A 15,927-nucleotide genomic window follows, 5' to 3' on the forward strand; every position below is an offset into this window, starting at 1 on the left:
GGCAGGCGCTCAGCGCGCAGCGGCGCCGAACAGGGTCCAGTGATTGGCCAGGTGCATCAGGTGGGCACGCTGGTACTGTTCGCGGCTCAGCGGGCCGTAGGCGAAGTGAGGCTTCAGCTCGCCCTTGAAGGCGGCAAAGGCCTCCATGGCATCAAGCAGGCGCTGCACCGAGCCCTTGACGCTCAGCCCGGCATCCAGCGCCGGGGCGCCGGGAATCGGCTCGTCCAGCGAATGGCTCATCTTTCCGCGCGCATCGAACACGGCGAAGGCCGCATTGCCCAGGGTCACCTGGAACACGCGCGACTTGGGTTCCGGGAAGCCCGTCATCGAATACTCGATGCTCTGGGCCAGATGCTGCAGCGTCTGCGCCAGGCCCCAGGCGCCTGAAGGCTTGGGCTCCCTGAAACGCAGCTCCAGCACCGCCTTCTGGGCCTCGGCCCAGCTGGTGAACGGGGCCACCAGGTCGCCCTGGCAGCCGGTGAGCAGGACAGGCGCCGCCAGCAGCGGCCCGGTCTTGAGCAACTGCCGGCGTCGCATGATCGGCCCCCGCTCGGCCGCTCCGGAGGGGGCCAGCGCCCCCTCGGGGGGCAGCGAACGCAGTTCGCGTGGGGGCTTCATGTTCACAGGCGCTCGATGATGCCGGCGGCACCTTGTCCGGCGCCCACGCACATCGTGACCATGCCGTACTTGGCGCCGGTGCGGCGCAGGCCGTGGACCACCGAGGCCGCGCGGATCGCACCGGTGGCTCCCAGCGGGTGACCCAGGGCGATGGCGCCGCCGTTGGGGTTGACCTTCGTACGATCCAGCACGATGCCCTTGCTGTCCAGGTCGTTCAGCACGGCCAGCGACTGGGCGGCGAAGGCTTCGTTCAGCTCGATCCAGCCCAGGTCCTGCGCCTGGATACCGGCCAGCTTCAGCGCGGCCGGAATCGCCTCGATGGGGCCGATGCCCATGATCTCGGGCGGCACGCCGCGCACGGTGAACGAGACAAAGCGAGCCAGCGGCGTCAGACCGAAACGCTTGACCGCGGCTTCCGAAGCCACGATCAGGGCGCCGGCGCCGTCCGAGGTCTGCGAGCTGTTGCCGGCGGTGACGCTGCCCTTGGCGGCGAACACCGGCTTGAGCTTGGCCAGGCCTTCCAGCGAGGTGTCCTTGCGCGGGCCTTCGTCGATGTCGACGATGCGCTTCTTCTCGACGATGGAGCCATCGGCCAGGTTGGGCGAGCGGTCGATCACCTCGAACGGCGTCATCTCGGCGGCGAAGTGGCCGGCCTCGATGGCGGCCAGCGCACGGCGGTGCGATTCCAGCGAGAAGGCGTCCTGGTCCTCGCGCGAGACCTTCCACTTCTCGGCGACCTTCTCGGCCGTCAGGCCCATGCCGTAGGCCAGACCGATGTTCTCGTCCCGCGTGAAGATGGCCGGCGGCAGCGAGGGCTTGTTGCCGCCCATGGGCACCATGGACATCGATTCCACGCCGCCGGCGATCATCACCTCGGCTTCGCCGACGCGGATGCGGTCGGCCGCCATGGCCAGGGCGGTGATGCCCGAGGCGCAGTAGCGGTTCACCGTCACGCCGCCCACGGTGTTGGGCAGGCCGCTCAGCACGGCCGCCACGCGGGCGATGTTCATGCCCTGCTCGCCCTCGGGGAAGGAGCAGCCGATGATGGCGTCCTCGATGGCGGCCGGGTCAAGACCTGGCACCTGGGCCAGCGCGGCCTGGATGGCGCGCGACAGCATCTCGTCCGGACGGGTGTTCTTGTAGTAGCCACGGCCCGACTTGCCGATGGGCAGGCGGGTGGCGGCGCAGATGTAGGCTTCTTGAACTTGCTTGCTCATGATTGGGTTTCCTTCTGGGGCCGCCTGATCAGTTGCGCACCGGCTTGCCGGTCTGCAGCATGCCCATGATGCGTTCCTGGGTCTTGGGATGGTCGAGCAGCGAGCAGAAATGCTTGCGCTCCAGCGACATCAGGTATTCCTCGTCGACCAGCGATCCGGCCTCGACCTCTCCGCCGCAGACCACGTCGGCGATCAGCGCAGCCAGGTGGAAGTCGTGCTGGCTGATGAAGCCGCCGTCACGCATATTGGCCAGCTGGCCCTTGATGGTGGCGATGCCCGAACGGCCGGCCACCGGAAACAGGGCCTTCTGCGGCGCACGGTAGCCCGACTCGTACAGGCCCTTGACCTGGGCCGTGGCGATATGCAGCAGCTCGTCCTTGTTGGCGACGATGATGTCGCTGTCCAGCAGGAAGCCGTTCTTGCGCGCTTCCAGGGCCGAGGTGGCGACCTTGGCGGTGGCGGCAGTGGTGAAGCCATCCTTCAGGAAGGCAAAGATGTCGGCCGCGGCATTGCCGGCATTGGCCATCTCGGCCGCGCGGCGGGCGATGTAGGTCAGGCCGCCGGCGCCCGGGATCAGGCCCACGCCCACTTCCACCAGGCCCACATAGCTTTCCATGTGCGCGACTCGGCGGGCGCAGTGCACGGCCAGCTCGCAGCCGCCGCCCAGCGCCAGGCCGCGCATGGAAGCGACCACCGGCACATTGGCGTAGCGGATGCGCAGCATCGCGTCCTGCAGCTTCTTCTCTTCAGGGGCGATGCCCTTGGAGCCCTTGCTCATGAAGACCGGCATCAGCGCTTCCAGGTTTGCGCCGGCCGAGAACACGTCGTCCGGGCTCCAGATCACCAGGCCCTTGTACTTGGCCTCGGCGATCTCGACGGCCTTCAGGAGACCCTCGGTCACGGTCGGGCTGATCAGGTGCAGCTTGGCGGTGATCGAGGCGATCAGCACCTCGCCGTCCAGCGTCCAGACGCGCACTTCCTCGTTCTTGAACTCTTCGGTGCCAGCCTTCAGCGGCTCGACAGCGCCCTCGCCCACCAGGGACTCGGGGAAGGCCTGGCGCTCGTACACCGGCAGCTTGGCGCGCGGCTTGAACTTGCCCTCAAACGCGCTCCAGGAACCTTCCTTGGAATGCACGCCACCGTTCTCGGCCACCGGGCCGGCCGTCACCCAGGCGGGCAGCGGGGCGCTCGAGAGCGTCTTGCCGTCGGCGATGTCGGCCGAGATCCACTCGGCGACTTGCTTCCAGCCGGCGGCCTGCCACAGCTCGAACGGGCCCTGGCTGCTGCCGAAGCCCCAGCGCATGGCGAAGTCGATTTCGCGGGCGGTGTCGGCCACGGTGTTCAGGTGCACGGCGGCGTAGTGGAAGCCGTCACGCAGGATGGACCACAGGAACTGGGCCTGCGGGTTGGTCGATTCGCGCAGCAGCTTGATGCGATCGGCCGCCGGCTTCTTCAGCATGCGGGCGACGATCTCGTCGGCCTTCTTGCCGCCGGCGACGTACTCGCCGGTGGCGAAGTCCAGGCGCTGGATGTCCTTGCCGACCTTCTTGTAGAAGCCGCCGCCGGTCTTCTGGCCCAGGGCGCCCTTCTCGATCAGGCCGGCCAGCACCTTGGGCGTGGCATAGGTGCTGTAGAACGGGTCGTCCTTGAGGTTGTCCTGCATGGTCTTGACGACGTGGGCCATGGTGTCCAGGCCCACGACGTCCGCCGTGCGGAAGGTGCCGCTGGAGGCGCGGCCCAGCTTCTTGCCGGTCAGGTCGTCAACGACGTCGACCGACAGGCCGAACTTCTCGGCCTCGATCATCGTGGCCATCATGCCGGCGATGCCGACGCGGTTGGCGACGAAGTTGGGCGTGTCATTGGCGCGCACCACACCCTTGCCGACGGCGGTGGTGACGAAGCTCTCCAGCTGGTCGATGACCTCGGGGCGCGTCGTCGGCGTGTTGATCAGCTCGACCAGGTACATGTAGCGCGGCGGGTTGAAGAAATGGATGCCGCAGAAGCGCGGCTTGATCTCTTCGGGCAGCACTTCGCTGAGCTTGGTGATCGACAGGCCCGAGGTGTTCGAGGCCACGATGGCATGCGGCGCAACGAAGGGAGCGATCTTGGTGTACAGGTCCAGCTTCCAGTCCATGCGCTCGGCGATGGCCTCGATGATCAGGTCGCAGTCCTTGAGCAGCTCCAGGTGCTCCTCGTAATTGGCCTGCTGGATCAGGGCCGCGTTCTCGGGCACGCCCAGCGGGGCGGGCTTGAGCTTCTTCAGCCCTTCGACCGCCTTGGTCACGATGCCGTTCTTGGGGCCTTCCTTGGCCGGCAGGTCGAACAGCACGACCGGCACCTTCACGTTGACCAGGTGGGCGGCGATCTGCGCGCCCATCACGCCGGCGCCGAGCACGGCGACTTTGCGGACTTGGAATCGACTCATGGGGTCTCCAATGGATCAGTCGGATAGAAAGAAATCGCGCACCGCCGGCCAGTAGACCTGCGGTTCGTCGCGCATGCCGTGCGTGTGATCGGCGCTGGCGAGCGTCAACCTCTGCAGGCGGGCATTCGGTGCGGCGGCCGCAGCCAGGCGGTCGCCATGGGCCACGGGCGTCCAGTGGTCGCCGTGGCTGTGGATCAGGAGCAGCCGGCTTGTCTCCGGCAGCGAGGCAATCGCCACCTCGGGCCGCAGGCCTCGCTCGATGGAAGGCATCACCACGCCGCCCAGCTTCAGCATGAAGTGGGCAAAGGGGTAGGCCTTCCAGAACATGGGCAGATTGGGAGCGCAGCCCTCGGCCACGATGCGCTGGTACGGAAAGTCGGCCCGCGGCATCGCGTTGATCAGGTGCATGGCGCCGAACGAAGCCGTCAGCGCATGGACCGGCAGGCCGGGGAAGCGCTGCTTCGCCCATTGGCCCACGGAAATGGCGTCGGCCGGCCAGTCGAAATTGGTGGACTCGCTCTCGCCGAAGCCGTTGAAGTCGAAGGCGAGCACATGGAAGCCCTGCTCCAGCAGGGCCTGGGCATGGCCGTACTTGAGCCAGAAGCCCTTGCAGGCCAGACCCATGGGATGGGCGCAGACCACGACGCCGCGCGGCTGCACGGCCGTGGTCTGCTGCAGCACCGCGGCCAGCTGCGCGCGGCTGCCGCTGGCAATGGCGACGCGCTGCCATGCAGCCTCATTCACCTCCGACGGCCAGCGCCAGGGCTTCATGAAGCGGCCGAAGAAGGGCTTCTTCAACTGGCGGTGGCCCCACCAGCGCAGCGCCGGCCGCTCTGCGGTCAGCGCCTCCCAGCTGCGGCCTGCGAGTTCGCCCATGGTCTTACTCGACGCGAACCCAGGTCTGCGTACGGCCGAACATGGGCATGCCGACGTAGCCACGCATTTCCATGCGCTTGCCGCCTTCGATCGGCTTCAGTCGAGCCTTGTAGGTGCTGCCATCGCTGGGGTCGAGGATCTCGCCGCCGCCCCACAAGCCTTTGTCGCTCGCGTCCTGCTTGATGCCGCGGATGATCTGCAGGCCCACGACCGGCTTGTCCTTGCGGTCGTCCTTGCATTTGTCGCACTTGTTCTCTGCCTTGGAGGCGTCGAAGAGCTTCTCGATGGTGCCGGTGTAGACGCCGCCGTTCTCGGTGATGCGCACCAGCGACTTCTCGGTCTTGCCATCGTCGTCTATCGTCTTCCACAGGCCCACGGGCGTGGACTGGGCGGCAGCCAGGCCGGTGCCGAGCAGCAGGGCGGTGGCGGCGAACAAGGTCTTCTTCATCAGCGGGTCTCCTGGATGTTGTGACGGGCCCGCATCTGCGGCGGGCCTGGGTTCGGAAGCTGGGGGTCAGAACAAGGCTTCGTCCATCTCCATCAGCGGGGCGAGGCCGGCGCGGCAGCTGCGGATCAGGCCGGCGGTCTCGGGCAGCAGCTTCGCAAAATAGAAGCGGGCCGTCGAGAGCTTGGCGGTGTAGAACGGATCGCCGCTGTCCTTCTTTTCCAGGGCCACCTTGGCCATGCGGGCGAAGAAGTAGGCAAAGGTCAGGTGACCGACCACGCGCAGATAGTCCACGGCGGCGGCGCCGACTTCGTCCGGGTTGCCGAAGGCCTTCATGCCGAGCTCGGTGGTCAGCTTGGTGACCTTGTCGCCCAGGTCGGCCAGCGGATTGACGAATTCCTGCATCGCCTCGCTGGTGCCCTCTTCCTCGACGAAGGCGGCGATCTTGCCGCCGAACTTCTTCAGCGTGGCGCCGTTGTTGGCCAGGATCTTGCGGCCCAGCAGGTCCAGTGACTGGATCGTGTTGGTGCCTTCGTAAATCATGTTGATGCGGGCGTCACGGACGAACTGCTCCATGCCCCATTCATGGATGTAGCCATGGCCGCCGAACACCTGCATGCAGTGCGAGGTGGCGATCCAGCCGTTGTCGGTGATGAAGGCCTTGATGATGGGCGTCAGCAGGGCGACCTCGGCCTCGCATTCCTTGCGCTCGTCTTCGTCGTCCGAGCTCAGGGCCTTGTCGAGTTGCAGGCCGACATAGGTGTTGAGCGCACGGCCGCCTTCGGCATAGGCACGGGCGGTCAAGAGCATCTTGCGGACGTCGGGGTGGACGATGATGGGGTCGGCGGCCTTGTCCGGCGCCTTGGGGCCCGACAGGGCGCGCATCTGGATGCGGTCCTTGGCGTAGGCCACGGCGTTCTGGTAGGCCACCTCGGTCAGGCCCAGCGACTGGTTGCCCACGCCCAGACGGGCGGCGTTCATCATCACGAACATCGCTGCCAGGCCCTTGTTGGGCTGGCCGACCAGGGTGCCGACGGCGCCGTCCAGCACCATCTGGCAGGTCGAGTTGCCGTGGATGCCCATCTTGTGCTCGAGGCCGCCGCAGTAGATACCGTTGCGCTCGCCAATGGAGCCGTCCGCGTTCACATTGAACTTGGGCACGATGAACAGCGAGATGCCCTTGGAGCCGACCGGCGCGTCCGGCAGACGGGCCAGCACCAGATGGATGATGTTCTCGGCCATGTCATGTTCGCCGGCCGAGATGAAGATCTTGGCGCCGGTGATCTTGTAAGTGCCGTCGGCCTGCGGCTCGGCCTTGCTGCGCAGCATGCCGAGGTCGGTGCCGCAGTGCGGCTCGGTCAGGCACATGGTGCCGGTCCATTCGCCGGTGGTCAGCTTGGGCAGGTAGGTGGCCTTCTGCTCGGGCGTGCCGTGGGCATGCAGGGCCTCGTAGGCACCATGGCTGAGGCCGGGGTACATGGTCCAGGCCTGGTTGGCCGAGTTCAGCATCTCGTACAAGGCCTGGTTGATGATCACCGGCAGGCCCTGGCCACCGTACTCCGGGTCGCAGCCCAGCGCCGGCCAGCCGCCTTCGACGTACTGCTTGTAGGCTTCCTTGAAACCCTTGGGCGGCGCGACCTCGTGCGTGGTCTTGTCCAGCTTGCAGCCCTCGGCGTCGCCCGACAGGTTCAGCGGCGCCAGCACCTCGGAGGCGAACTTGCCGCCCTCTTCCAGCACGGCGTTGATGGTGTCGGCATCGACATCGGCATGAGCCGGCAGCAGCTTCAGCTCGTCGACGACGTTCAGCACCTCGTGCATCACGAACTGCATGTCGCGCAGCGGCGGGTTGTACTGGGGCATGGGGCTCTCCTCGGGTTGAATCAGTGAAATCAGGACCGCTTCTTGCCAGCGGTCGATTCGGGTTTGGCCATGGCAGCGGCATCGGCCTTGAGGCCGGCCGGAGTTGCATAGAACTGGACGATGCGCTCGAAGCCGACGCCGGCCCGGCCCAGGGCGCCGGGGCTGCGCATGAAGCGGGCGTCGTGATGCAGCGAAAGAATCAGGCCGTGCAGCTCGAACAGCATCTGCTCCACGTCGGCATCGGGCTTCAGGTGGCCGACGTCCTTGGCCAGCACGATGGCCTTGTGCAGGGCGGCATGCCAGGCCTGCACCATGGTGACCAGGGCGTCGCGCACCGGGCCCGGTCGGTCGTCGAACTCGACCGCGCCGCTGATGTAGATGCAGCCCGAATCGATTTCGACCGACACGCGGCGCACCCAGCGCTCGTAAAGCCCGCGCATGCGCGGCAGGCCGCGTGGCTCGCGGATAGCCGGGAAGAACACTTCTTCCTCGAACTTGGCGTGATACTCGCGCACCACGGCGATCTGCAATTCCTCGCGCGAGCCGAAATGGGCGAACACGCCGGACTTGCTCATCTTGGTCACGTCCGCTAGCGCGCCTATCGACAGGCCTTCCAGGCCCATGTGCGAGGCCAGGCCCAGGGCTGCTTCCAAAATGGCGGCGCGGGTCTGCTGGCCTTTCTGCAGCGAGCGCGCCACGCGGCGCGGAGCAGCGGGCTTGGAGGCGGTGGAGGGCAAGGCTGACACGGCTGGGGAATCCGGAAGCAGGATGACGGAGCGAATAATAAAACGAACGGTCGTTCTATTTTGCAGAACTTGTGATCGTCTTCCGCCGGCGCTCCGTGCAATTTTTAGGGGATGGCTTCTAGGAAGCGCGGTCCGGGCCCGACCCGGATGACGCCGCGATGACGTCGCGGAACATCGACAGGGTCCGGACTCCTGGGCTCTACCCTTGAGTCAGCGCGCACTAATGAAGTACCCTGTGCGTCCAGGAGGTCAGAGCTGTGGATGTTCTGCAACTGGATGTCTCCGGACGCCCCCAGGCCTGGATCACGACCAAGGAAGCGGCCGTCATCTACGCCAGCGACGGCGTGGCCTGGACACTCGGAGATCCCTGCCATGTAATGCGCGGCGGCTTGCAGCGGCGCACTGGCATGCAATCGCGCATCGAGGTACATCCGATCATCGCGGTACGCGGCGCGGTCCCCAGCCGGGCCTGGCGCCAGACCCCGGCCCTGACCAATCCCAAGCTGTTCAACCGCGACCGCCAGGTCTGCGCCTACTGCGGCCACCGCCACCACGCCGAAGACCTGACCCGCGAGCACATCGTGCCCACCTCGCGCGGCGGCATGGACACCTGGATGAACTGCATCACCGCCTGCCGCAACTGCAACGGTCGCAAGGGCAGCCGCCTGCCGGAAGAGGCGCACATGAGCCTGCTCTACCTGCCCTATGTGCCCAGCCTGCACGAGGACATGATCCTGCGCGGCCGCCGCATCCTGGCCGACCAGATGGAGTTCCTGCTGGCCAGCGTGCCTCGCTCCAGCCGGCTCTATGCCTGAAGTCATGGACCGCTGCGACGGCCTGGGTAAAGTCTTGTAAGCCGGTCAACCGGCACAAAATATGCGCCGTTGGGGTGCCATCGCATCCCGGAGCTAACAAATGAGAACCCTGTTCACCGCAGCCGCTGTCGCGTCCGCCCTGCTGCTTGGCGCCTGCTCGACGACCAACCCCGACGTCATTCAGCGTGGCGATGCACAGCGCATGTCCCAGGTGGTTGACGCAACCGTTCTGTCGGTACGCCCCGTCGTCGTGGACGGTAGTCAGAGCGGTATCGGCGGTGCCGCGGGCGCCGTGACCGGCGCTATCGCCGGCTCCTCCGTCGGCGGCCGCCGCGAAGGCCAGGTCGTCGGTGTGATCGGTGCGGTGGTCGGTGCAGTAGTCGGCAATGCCATCGAGCGCAGCGCCACCCGCGAAGACGCCGTCGAAATCCTGCTGCAACTGCGCAATGGCGAACGCCGTTCCGTGGTCCAGGCCAAAGGCGAAGAAAACTTCGCGGCCGGCGAGCCGGTGATCCTGGTCACCACAGGCGGCAAGACTCGCGTGTCGCGCGCCCCGGTCGTCCAGCAAAGCGCCGCAAAGCCTGCCTCGGCCGCGCAATAACCCGCTTCGCGGCGCCTGCGCCGCATGGTTCAATGGCCGCTCCCTCGTCACGGATGGAGCGGCTTTTTCATGTCTGCAGGTGCAAAGATTCTGGTGGCCCAGGGCGGTGGCCCGACCGCGGTGATCAACCAGTCACTGGTCGGCGTGGTGCTTGAGGCGCGGCGCCATCGAGGCATTGAGCGGGTCTACGGCGCCTTGCATGGCGTGCGCGGCATCGTCAACGAAGACTTTGTCGACCTGACCCAGGAGACCAGCCACAACCTGGAGCTGGTGGCCGGCACGCCCTCCTCGGCCCTGGGATCGACCCGCGACAAGCCCGACCTCGCCTACTGTCAGCAGATCTTCAAGGTGCTGCAGGCGCACGAGATCGGCTACTTCTTCTACATAGGTGGCAACGACTCGTCCGACACGGTGCGCATAGTCAGCGAGGAGGCGGCCAAGGCCAACTACCCACTGCGCTGCGTCCACATCCCGAAGACGATCGACAACGACCTGGTCGGCAACGACCACACGCCCGGCTTTCCGTCGGCCGCCCGCTTCGTCGCCCAGGCCTTTGCCGGCGCCAATCTCGACAACGCCTCGCTGCCCGGCATCTACCTGGCCGTGGTGATGGGCCGCCATGCCGGCTTCCTGACCGCCGCCTCGGCCCTGGGCAAGAAGTTCCCCGATGACGGCCCGCACCTGATCTATCTGCCTGAACGCGTCTTCTCGCTGGACAAGTTCCTGGCCGACGTGAAGGCGACCTATGAACGCTATGGCCGCTGCGTGATCGCGGTCTCGGAAGGCATCCACGACGAGAAGGGCGAGACCATCGCCGCCCAGCTAGCCAAGGACCTGGAGCGCGATGCCCACGGCAACGTCCAGCTCTCAGGCTCGGGCGCACTGGCCGATCTGCTATGCGAGGAGATCAAGAGCAAGCTGAGAATCAAGCGCGTGCGCGGCGACACCTTCGGCTATGTGCAGCGCAGCTTCGTCGGCTGCGTGTCCGACGTTGACCAGCGCGAGGCCCGCGAGGTCGGCGAGAAAGCAGTGCAGTACGCGATCTGGGGCGACAAGCAGGGTCGGACCACCGGCTCAGTCGCCATCAAGCGCACCGGCTTCTATTCGGTGGACTACGAGTTGATGCCGCTGGAGATGGTGGCCGGCAAGACACGCGTCATGGAGGACGCCTTCATCTCGGAGAGCGGCACCGACGTGACTGACGCCTTCCGCCTCTACCTGCGGCCGCTGCTGGGCTCGGGCATGCCCGAGGCCTTCAGGCTCAGGCCGAACGGTGTGGCCAAGGTGCTGGGCAGCAAGGGATGAAGGGATTGGTAGGCCGTACAGGACTTGAACCTGTGACCAAAGGATTATGAGTCCTCTGCTCTAACCAACTGAGCTAACGGCCCCCGGGGGAAGCGCGGCATTGTAGGGCCTGCGAAGGGGCCTGCTTATTTGTGGACGGAGAGCGCCTGGCTGACCATGCGCGAGGTGATGTCGACGATCTGGATCATGCGGTCGTAGGCCATGCGCGTAGGGCCGATGACACCCAGCGTGCCGACGACCTGGCCATCGATTTCATAGGGGGCGGAGACGACCGACAGCTCCTCGTAGGGAACGACCTGGCTCTCGCCGCCGATGTAGATGCGCACACCCTCGGCGCGGCTCGACACGTCCAGCAGGCGCATCAACTGCGTCTTCTCCTCGAACAGCCCGAACATGCGGCGCAGGCTGCCGAGGTCGTTGCTGAAGTCCTGGACCGTGAGCAGATTGCGCTCGCCGGAAATGATCAGGTGCTCTTCTTCCTGCTGCATGGCCTCGGTGCCGGCCTGCACGGCCACCTGCATCAGCTGGGCGATCTCGCCGCGCAGCTGATCGACTTCCAGCTTGAGCCTCTCGCGCACCGCTTCCAGCGTCAGGCCGGCGTACTGGGCGTTGAGCCGGTTGCTGGCCTCGGCCAGCTCGGACTGGCTGTGGTCTTGCGCGGTGAAGATCACGCGGTTCTGCACGTCGCCGTCTGGCGAGACCAAGATGACCAGCACACGGCGTTCGCCCAGGCGCAGGAATTCGATGTGGTGGAAGACGCTGGGCTTGCGCGGCGCGGTGACCACGCCCACGAAGCTCGACAGGTTCGAGAGCAGCTGGGCGGCACTGGTGATGACGCGCTGGGGCTGGTCGGGCATCAGCTGCTGCTCAAGCGATTCGCTTGACATGGCAGCCGGCCGGGCGGTGAGCATGGTGTCCACAAACATCCGGTAGCCGCGCGCCGTGGGAATGCGGCCGGCCGAGGTGTGGGGGCTGGCTATCAGGCCCAGCTCTTCCAGGTCAGCCATCACATTGCGAATCGTCGCCGCCGACAGCTCAAGACCCGAGGCCTTGGACAGCGTGCGAGAACCGACCGGCTGGCCGTCCGCGATATAGCGTTCGACCAGGGTTTTCAGCAGCGATTTGGAGCGCTCGTCCAGCATGGTTTTCATTGTACGGACAGCGCCGGGTCCGCCTCATTCGGGACTAGCCCCTGTGGTGTAATTCCCGCCATGCCCTCCAAGCGATTTCGACATGCGGCCATCGTCGGCAAACACCAGGCCCGAGGCATACGCCCGGTGCTGGAGGAGATCGCCGAGTTCGTGACCGGCCAGGGCCTCGATGTCTCGCTGGAGCTGGAGACCGCACAGAACACCGGCATCAGCAGCTACGAGACGCTCAGCCCCGACGAGCTGGGTGCGCAATGCGACCTGGCCATCGTGGTCGGCGGCGACGGCACCATGCTGGGCTTTGCCCGCCAGGTGGCAAGACATGGCACCCCACTGGTCGGCATCAACCAGGGGCGGCTTGGCTTCATCACCGACATCTCGATGGAGCGCTTCCGCGAGGCGCTGGCGCCCATCCTTGCCGGCGACTACGAGATGGAGAAGCGGGCCGTGCTGGAAGGCGCGGTCTGGCGCGACGGTGAATGCATCTTCGAGGGCCTGGCCCTGAACGACGTGGTCGTGAGCCGCGGCGCCACGGCCGGCATGGTGGAGCTGCGGGTCCAGGTCGGCGAGGAGTTCGTCGCCAATATGCGGGCCGATGGCGTGATCGTGGCCTCGCCCACCGGTTCCACCGCCTATTCGCTGTCGGCCGGCGGCCCCATCCTGCATCCGAGCATTGCCGGCTGGGTGCTGGTGCCGATTGCCTCGCACGCCCTGTCCAACCGTCCCATCGTGCTGCCCGACCAGGGCGGCGTGCTGCTGGAGATCGTCGCCGGCCGCGATGCCAGCGTGAACTTCGACATGCAGAGCCTGGCCAGCCTGCTGCACGGCGACCGCATCAGCGTGCAGCGCTCGCAGCACCATGTCTGCTTCCTGCATCCGCAGGGCTGGAGCTATTACGCAACGCTGCGCCGCAAGCTGCGCTGGTATGAGGGGGTGAGCTGATGCTGCGCCGCCTCTCCCTGCGCGATTTCGTCATCGTCCCGTCGCTGGAGCTCGACTTCAGCGCGGGCTTTGCCGCACTGACCGGCGAAACCGGTGCCGGCAAGTCCATCCTGATCGACGCCTTGCAGCTGGCGTTGGGCAGCCGCGGCGATGCAGGCGTGGTGCGCGAAGGCGCTGCCCGCGCGGAAATCACGGCCGTGTTCGACAGCCCCTCCAGCCTGGCCGCCTGGCTGGACGAGGCCGGCTTCGAAGCCGATTCCGAAAGCCTGCTGCTGCGCCGCGTGATCGATGCCCAAGGCAAGAGCCGCGCCTGGATCAACGGCAGCGCCGCCACCGTGGCTCAGCTGCGCGAACTGGCCGATCATCTGGTGGACATCCACGGCCAGCATGCCTGGCAAGGCCTGACACGGGCGCCTTCGGTGCGCGGCATGCTCGACGCCTTTGCAGGCCTCGACACGTCCGCCCTCGCCCGCCAATACAGCGAATTGCGAACCGCCAGCGAGAAGCTGCAGGCCGCGCAAGAAAAGTCCTCCGAGCTCGCTCGCGAGCAAGAGCGCCTGGCCTGGCAGATTGGCGAAGTCGACAAGCTGGGGCCCGGCGCGCAGGAGTGGGACGAGCTCAACGCCGAGCATCAGCGCCTGTCCCATGCAGCCTCGCTGATGGACGCGGCACGGGCTGCGCTGGAGGCCCTGTCCGAAGCCGAACCCAGCGCCGACAGGTTGACCGAGCGGGCGCTCGATGGCTTGCAGGCCGTGCTCGACTACGACTCGCGGCTCCAACCCGCGGTCGAGGCCCTGCAAGGGGTCCAGGCCCAGTTGCAGGATGCGGTCCATACCCTGAGCTCCTATCTGCATGGCGCCGAACTGGAGCCGGAGCGCCTGTCGCAATTGGATGAGCGCCTGTCCGCTTGGATGCAGCTGGCTCGCCGCTACCGTCGGCCGCCGGCCGAGCTGCCGGCCCTGCTGACGGAATGGAAGACCGAGCTGCAGCAGCTCGAAGCCGCCTCCGATCTTGCGGCGCTGGAGCAGGCCCAGGTCGCGGCGCGCAAGGCCTTCGAGCAAGAGGCCAAGCGCGTGAGCACGGCGCGCGCCAAGGCGGCGCCAAAGCTGGCCCAGTCGGTGAGTCAGGCCATGCAGCAATTGGGCATGGCAGGTGGACGCTTCGAGATCGCGCTGCTGCCTCAAGAGCAGCCGCAAAGCTTTGGCCTGGAGTCGGCCGAGTTCCTGGTCGCTGGCCATGCCGGCAGCACGCCACGGCCGCTGGCCAAGGTGGCCTCGGGTGGCGAGCTTTCGCGCATCGCGCTGGCGATTGCGGTGACGACCTGCCAGCTTGAAGGCCAGACGGCCGGCACGCTGATCTTCGACGAAATCGATGCCGGCGTCGGCGGCGCCGTGGCCGAGACCGTCGGCCGGCTGATGAAGCAACTCGGCCGCAGCAGCCAGGTGCTGGCCGTGACCCACCTGCCCCAGGTCGCCGCCTGCGCCGACCAGCATTACGTGGTTTCCAAGGCGCTGCACCATGGCTTCACCTGCAGCGATGTGCAGCCGGTCAGCGGCGAGGCCCGCGTGGCCGAAATCGCCCGCATGCTGGGCGGCGAGCGCCTCTCCTCGACCAGCCTGGCCCATGCGCAGGAAATGCTGTCGCTGTCGTCCAGCTCTTCGTCCGCATCATGATCAGCACCAGCCCCGCCCCCCTGATCGAGATCGGTGCCAGCCCCAGCGGCCAGGCCGACCTGGTGCTGCTGACCGGCATGTCCGGCGGCGGCAAGTCGGTGGCCATGCATGCGCTGGAAGACGCCGGTTTCTTCTGCGTGGACAATCTGCCGCCCGAGCTGTTGCCGCAGTTCCTGCAGTTGGAAGAGCGGCGCGGCAAACGGCGCGTGGCCATCGCCGTGGACGTGCGCAGCGCCGGCTCCTTGCCCCACCTGCTGCCGCTGATCAAGCAGCTGCGCAGCGAGGGCATGGCGGTCCGCTCGATCTTCCTGGATGCCAACACCGAGGCGCTGATGCGGCGCTTCTCCGAGACCCGCCGCCCCCATCCGCTGCGCCAGGACGAAAGCTCAGGCGACGACGCCCACCGGGCCTTGCTGGACGCGATCCAGCTGGAGCGTGAGCTGCTGGCGGCGATACGGGTCGAGTCGACCGTCATTGATACCAGCCTGCTGCGCCCGGCCCAGCTGCGCGCCTGGGTGCGCGACCTGGTGGCCGTGCAGGGCGATTCGCTGACCCTGGTGTTCGAATCTTTTGCCTTCAAGCATGGCGTGCCCAGCGACGCCGACTTCGTATTCGACGTGCGGGTGCTACCCAATCCCTACTACGACCGCGAGCTCCGGCCGCTGACCGGCCGCGACAAGCCGGTGGCCGACTACCTGGAAGACCAGCCCGAGGTGCGCCTGATGCTGGCCCAGATAGGCGCCTTCATAGGCCAGTGGTTGCCGGCCTTTGCCTCAGACCAGCGCAGCTACCTGACGGTGGCCATAGGCTGTACCGGCGGCCAGCACCGCTCGGTCTATCTGGTCGAGACCCTGACCCGGCAGTTCGCCTATCACGGCCAGGTGCTCAAGCGGCACCGCGAGCTGGACCAGCGCTGAGCCCTGCTCAGCAGGCCACTCAGCCGGCCTGCTGGGCGCTGCCGTTCTTCCGCGCTTCCGACACCAGGATGGCCAGCGCAATGGCCGAACCAATGGGCATGGTCAGCACCATCAGGGCCACCCAGCGCAGCGGCTCGCGGCCGCTCTGCTTGATCGCCTGGGTCATGAAGAACAAATGAGCCACGCCGGCCGCCGCAATGCCCGCGCCGAACATCACGGTCTTGAATTCGGAGAGGTCGTCGCCGCTGGCCAGCAGCCAGATGCAGGCGGCCGCCACCACCAGGGCGATCAGCGCGGATTCGATGGCATTCTTGACGGCGGCATTCATGGTCGATCCTC

The 15,927-nt window shown here is 66.7% G+C and carries 15 protein-coding genes and 1 tRNA gene; 6 read left to right on the top strand and 10 right to left on the bottom strand.

The genetic code is table 11. The annotated features are described in order from the left end of the window. Nucleotides 1-9: 9 nt before the first annotated feature. The 7 genes from QT382_RS09830 to QT382_RS09860 form a co-directional block, all read right to left on the bottom strand. Nucleotides 10-618, bottom strand: coding sequence for a DUF1569 domain-containing protein (locus QT382_RS09830; protein WP_289253851.1), 609 nt, complete (start codon nt 616-618; stop codon nt 10-12). 2 nt (nt 619-620) lie between these two features. Beyond that, on the bottom strand, nt 621-1,835 hold the full coding sequence (locus QT382_RS09835; RefSeq protein ID WP_289253852.1) for an acetyl-CoA C-acyltransferase: 1,215 nt from the start codon (nt 1,833-1,835) through the stop codon (nt 621-623). Nucleotides 1,836-1,863: 28 nt separating this feature from the next. After that, nucleotides 1,864-4,260, bottom strand: a complete 2,397-nt coding sequence (locus QT382_RS09840; protein WP_289253853.1) for a 3-hydroxyacyl-CoA dehydrogenase/enoyl-CoA hydratase family protein — start codon at nt 4,258-4,260, stop codon at nt 1,864-1,866. 15 nt (nt 4,261-4,275) lie between these two features. Continuing rightward, nucleotides 4,276-5,136 (bottom strand): alpha/beta hydrolase, encoded by an 861-nt coding sequence (locus tag QT382_RS09845; RefSeq protein WP_289253854.1) that lies wholly within the window; start codon nt 5,134-5,136, stop codon nt 4,276-4,278. A gap of 4 nt (nt 5,137-5,140) precedes the next feature. Continuing rightward, nucleotides 5,141-5,584, bottom strand: a complete 444-nt coding sequence (locus QT382_RS09850; RefSeq protein WP_289253855.1) for a DUF2147 domain-containing protein — start codon at nt 5,582-5,584, stop codon at nt 5,141-5,143. 66 nt (nt 5,585-5,650) lie between these two features. After that, nucleotides 5,651-7,441: an acyl-CoA dehydrogenase C-terminal domain-containing protein gene (locus QT382_RS09855; protein ID WP_289253856.1), complete on the bottom strand. Its 1,791-nt coding sequence runs from the start codon at nt 7,439-7,441 to the stop codon at nt 5,651-5,653. Between the two features lie 29 nt (nt 7,442-7,470). Then, a complete protein-coding gene (locus QT382_RS09860) occupies nt 7,471-8,187 on the bottom strand; it encodes a TetR/AcrR family transcriptional regulator (RefSeq protein ID WP_289253857.1) in 717 nt (238 codons plus the stop codon). A gap of 257 nt (nt 8,188-8,444) precedes the next feature. Here QT382_RS09860 and QT382_RS09865 point away from each other — a divergent pair, with 257 nt between their 5' ends. The 3 genes from QT382_RS09865 (at nt 8,445) to QT382_RS09875 (ending at nt 10,908) form a co-directional block, all read left to right on the top strand. After that, nucleotides 8,445-9,002 (top strand): HNH endonuclease, encoded by a 558-nt coding sequence (locus tag QT382_RS09865; protein WP_289253858.1) that lies wholly within the window; start codon nt 8,445-8,447, stop codon nt 9,000-9,002. Nucleotides 9,003-9,102: 100 nt separating this feature from the next. After that, nucleotides 9,103-9,603, top strand: coding sequence for an outer membrane lipoprotein (locus tag QT382_RS09870; protein WP_289253859.1), 501 nt, complete (start codon nt 9,103-9,105; stop codon nt 9,601-9,603). 69 nt (nt 9,604-9,672) lie between these two features. Beyond that, a complete protein-coding gene (locus QT382_RS09875) occupies nt 9,673-10,908 on the top strand; it encodes a 6-phosphofructokinase (RefSeq protein ID WP_289253860.1) in 1,236 nt (411 codons plus the stop codon). A 6-nt stretch (nt 10,909-10,914) separates the two neighbouring features. Here QT382_RS09875 and QT382_RS09880 read toward each other — a convergent pair. Together QT382_RS09880 and hrcA are read right to left on the bottom strand one after the other, a co-directional pair. Continuing rightward, nucleotides 10,915-10,991, bottom strand: a tRNA-Ile gene (locus QT382_RS09880). Nucleotides 10,992-11,033: 42 nt separating this feature from the next. Beyond that, a complete protein-coding gene (gene hrcA, locus QT382_RS09885; protein ID WP_289253861.1) occupies nt 11,034-12,050 on the bottom strand; it encodes a heat-inducible transcriptional repressor HrcA in 1,017 nt (338 codons plus the stop codon). A 69-nt stretch (nt 12,051-12,119) separates the two neighbouring features. Between hrcA and QT382_RS09890 the strand changes: the two genes are divergently transcribed. The 3 genes from QT382_RS09890 to rapZ are packed head-to-tail and all read left to right on the top strand — an operon-like array spanning nt 12,120 to nt 15,588. Next, complete coding sequence (locus tag QT382_RS09890; protein ID WP_289253862.1) at nt 12,120-12,998, top strand: NAD kinase; 879 nt, start codon at nt 12,120-12,122, stop codon at nt 12,996-12,998. After that, complete coding sequence (recN, locus tag QT382_RS09895) at nt 12,998-14,671, top strand: DNA repair protein RecN (protein WP_289253863.1); 1,674 nt, start codon at nt 12,998-13,000, stop codon at nt 14,669-14,671. Before QT382_RS09890 ends, recN begins: the two co-directional genes overlap by 1 nt. Then, nucleotides 14,668-15,588 (top strand): RNase adapter RapZ, encoded by a 921-nt coding sequence (rapZ, locus tag QT382_RS09900; RefSeq protein WP_289253864.1) that lies wholly within the window; start codon nt 14,668-14,670, stop codon nt 15,586-15,588. Before recN ends, rapZ begins: the two co-directional genes overlap by 4 nt. A gap of 19 nt (nt 15,589-15,607) precedes the next feature. Here the strand turns inward: rapZ and QT382_RS09905 are convergent, their stop codons facing one another. Further along, the gene (locus QT382_RS09905; RefSeq protein WP_289253865.1) at nt 15,608-15,916 is read right to left on the bottom strand and encodes a hypothetical protein; all 309 of its coding nucleotides are present in this window, start codon (nt 15,914-15,916) and stop codon (nt 15,608-15,610) included. Nucleotides 15,917-15,927 lie beyond the last annotated feature (11 nt).

This window comes from Pelomonas sp. SE-A7 (assembly GCF_030345705.1).
Taxonomy (GTDB): Bacteria; Pseudomonadota; Gammaproteobacteria; order Burkholderiales; family Burkholderiaceae_C; genus JAUASW01.

Excerpts from the sequence above, each read along its gene's own strand:
- QT382_RS09830 (WP_289253851.1), bottom strand. The coding sequence starts at position 618 with ATGAAGCCCCCACGCGAACTGCGTTCGCTGCCCCCCGAGGGGGCGCTG.
- QT382_RS09835 (WP_289253852.1), bottom strand. The coding sequence starts at position 1,835 with ATGAGCAAGCAAGTTCAAGAAGCCTACATCTGCGCCGCCACCCGCCTG.
- QT382_RS09840 (WP_289253853.1), bottom strand. The coding sequence starts at position 4,260 with ATGAGTCGATTCCAAGTCCGCAAAGTCGCCGTGCTCGGCGCCGGCGTG.
- QT382_RS09845 (WP_289253854.1), bottom strand. The coding sequence starts at position 5,136 with ATGGGCGAACTCGCAGGCCGCAGCTGGGAGGCGCTGACCGCAGAGCGG.
- QT382_RS09850 (WP_289253855.1), bottom strand. The coding sequence starts at position 5,584 with ATGAAGAAGACCTTGTTCGCCGCCACCGCCCTGCTGCTCGGCACCGGC.
- QT382_RS09855 (WP_289253856.1), bottom strand. The coding sequence starts at position 7,441 with ATGCCCCAGTACAACCCGCCGCTGCGCGACATGCAGTTCGTGATGCAC.
- QT382_RS09870 (WP_289253859.1), top strand. The coding sequence starts at position 9,103 with ATGAGAACCCTGTTCACCGCAGCCGCTGTCGCGTCCGCCCTGCTGCTT.
- QT382_RS09875 (WP_289253860.1), top strand. The coding sequence starts at position 9,673 with ATGTCTGCAGGTGCAAAGATTCTGGTGGCCCAGGGCGGTGGCCCGACC.
- hrcA (WP_289253861.1), bottom strand. The coding sequence starts at position 12,050 with ATGCTGGACGAGCGCTCCAAATCGCTGCTGAAAACCCTGGTCGAACGC.
- QT382_RS09890 (WP_289253862.1), top strand. The coding sequence starts at position 12,120 with ATGCCCTCCAAGCGATTTCGACATGCGGCCATCGTCGGCAAACACCAG.
- recN (WP_289253863.1), top strand. The coding sequence starts at position 12,998 with ATGCTGCGCCGCCTCTCCCTGCGCGATTTCGTCATCGTCCCGTCGCTG.
- rapZ (WP_289253864.1), top strand. The coding sequence starts at position 14,668 with ATGATCAGCACCAGCCCCGCCCCCCTGATCGAGATCGGTGCCAGCCCC.
- QT382_RS09905 (WP_289253865.1), bottom strand. The coding sequence starts at position 15,916 with ATGAATGCCGCCGTCAAGAATGCCATCGAATCCGCGCTGATCGCCCTG.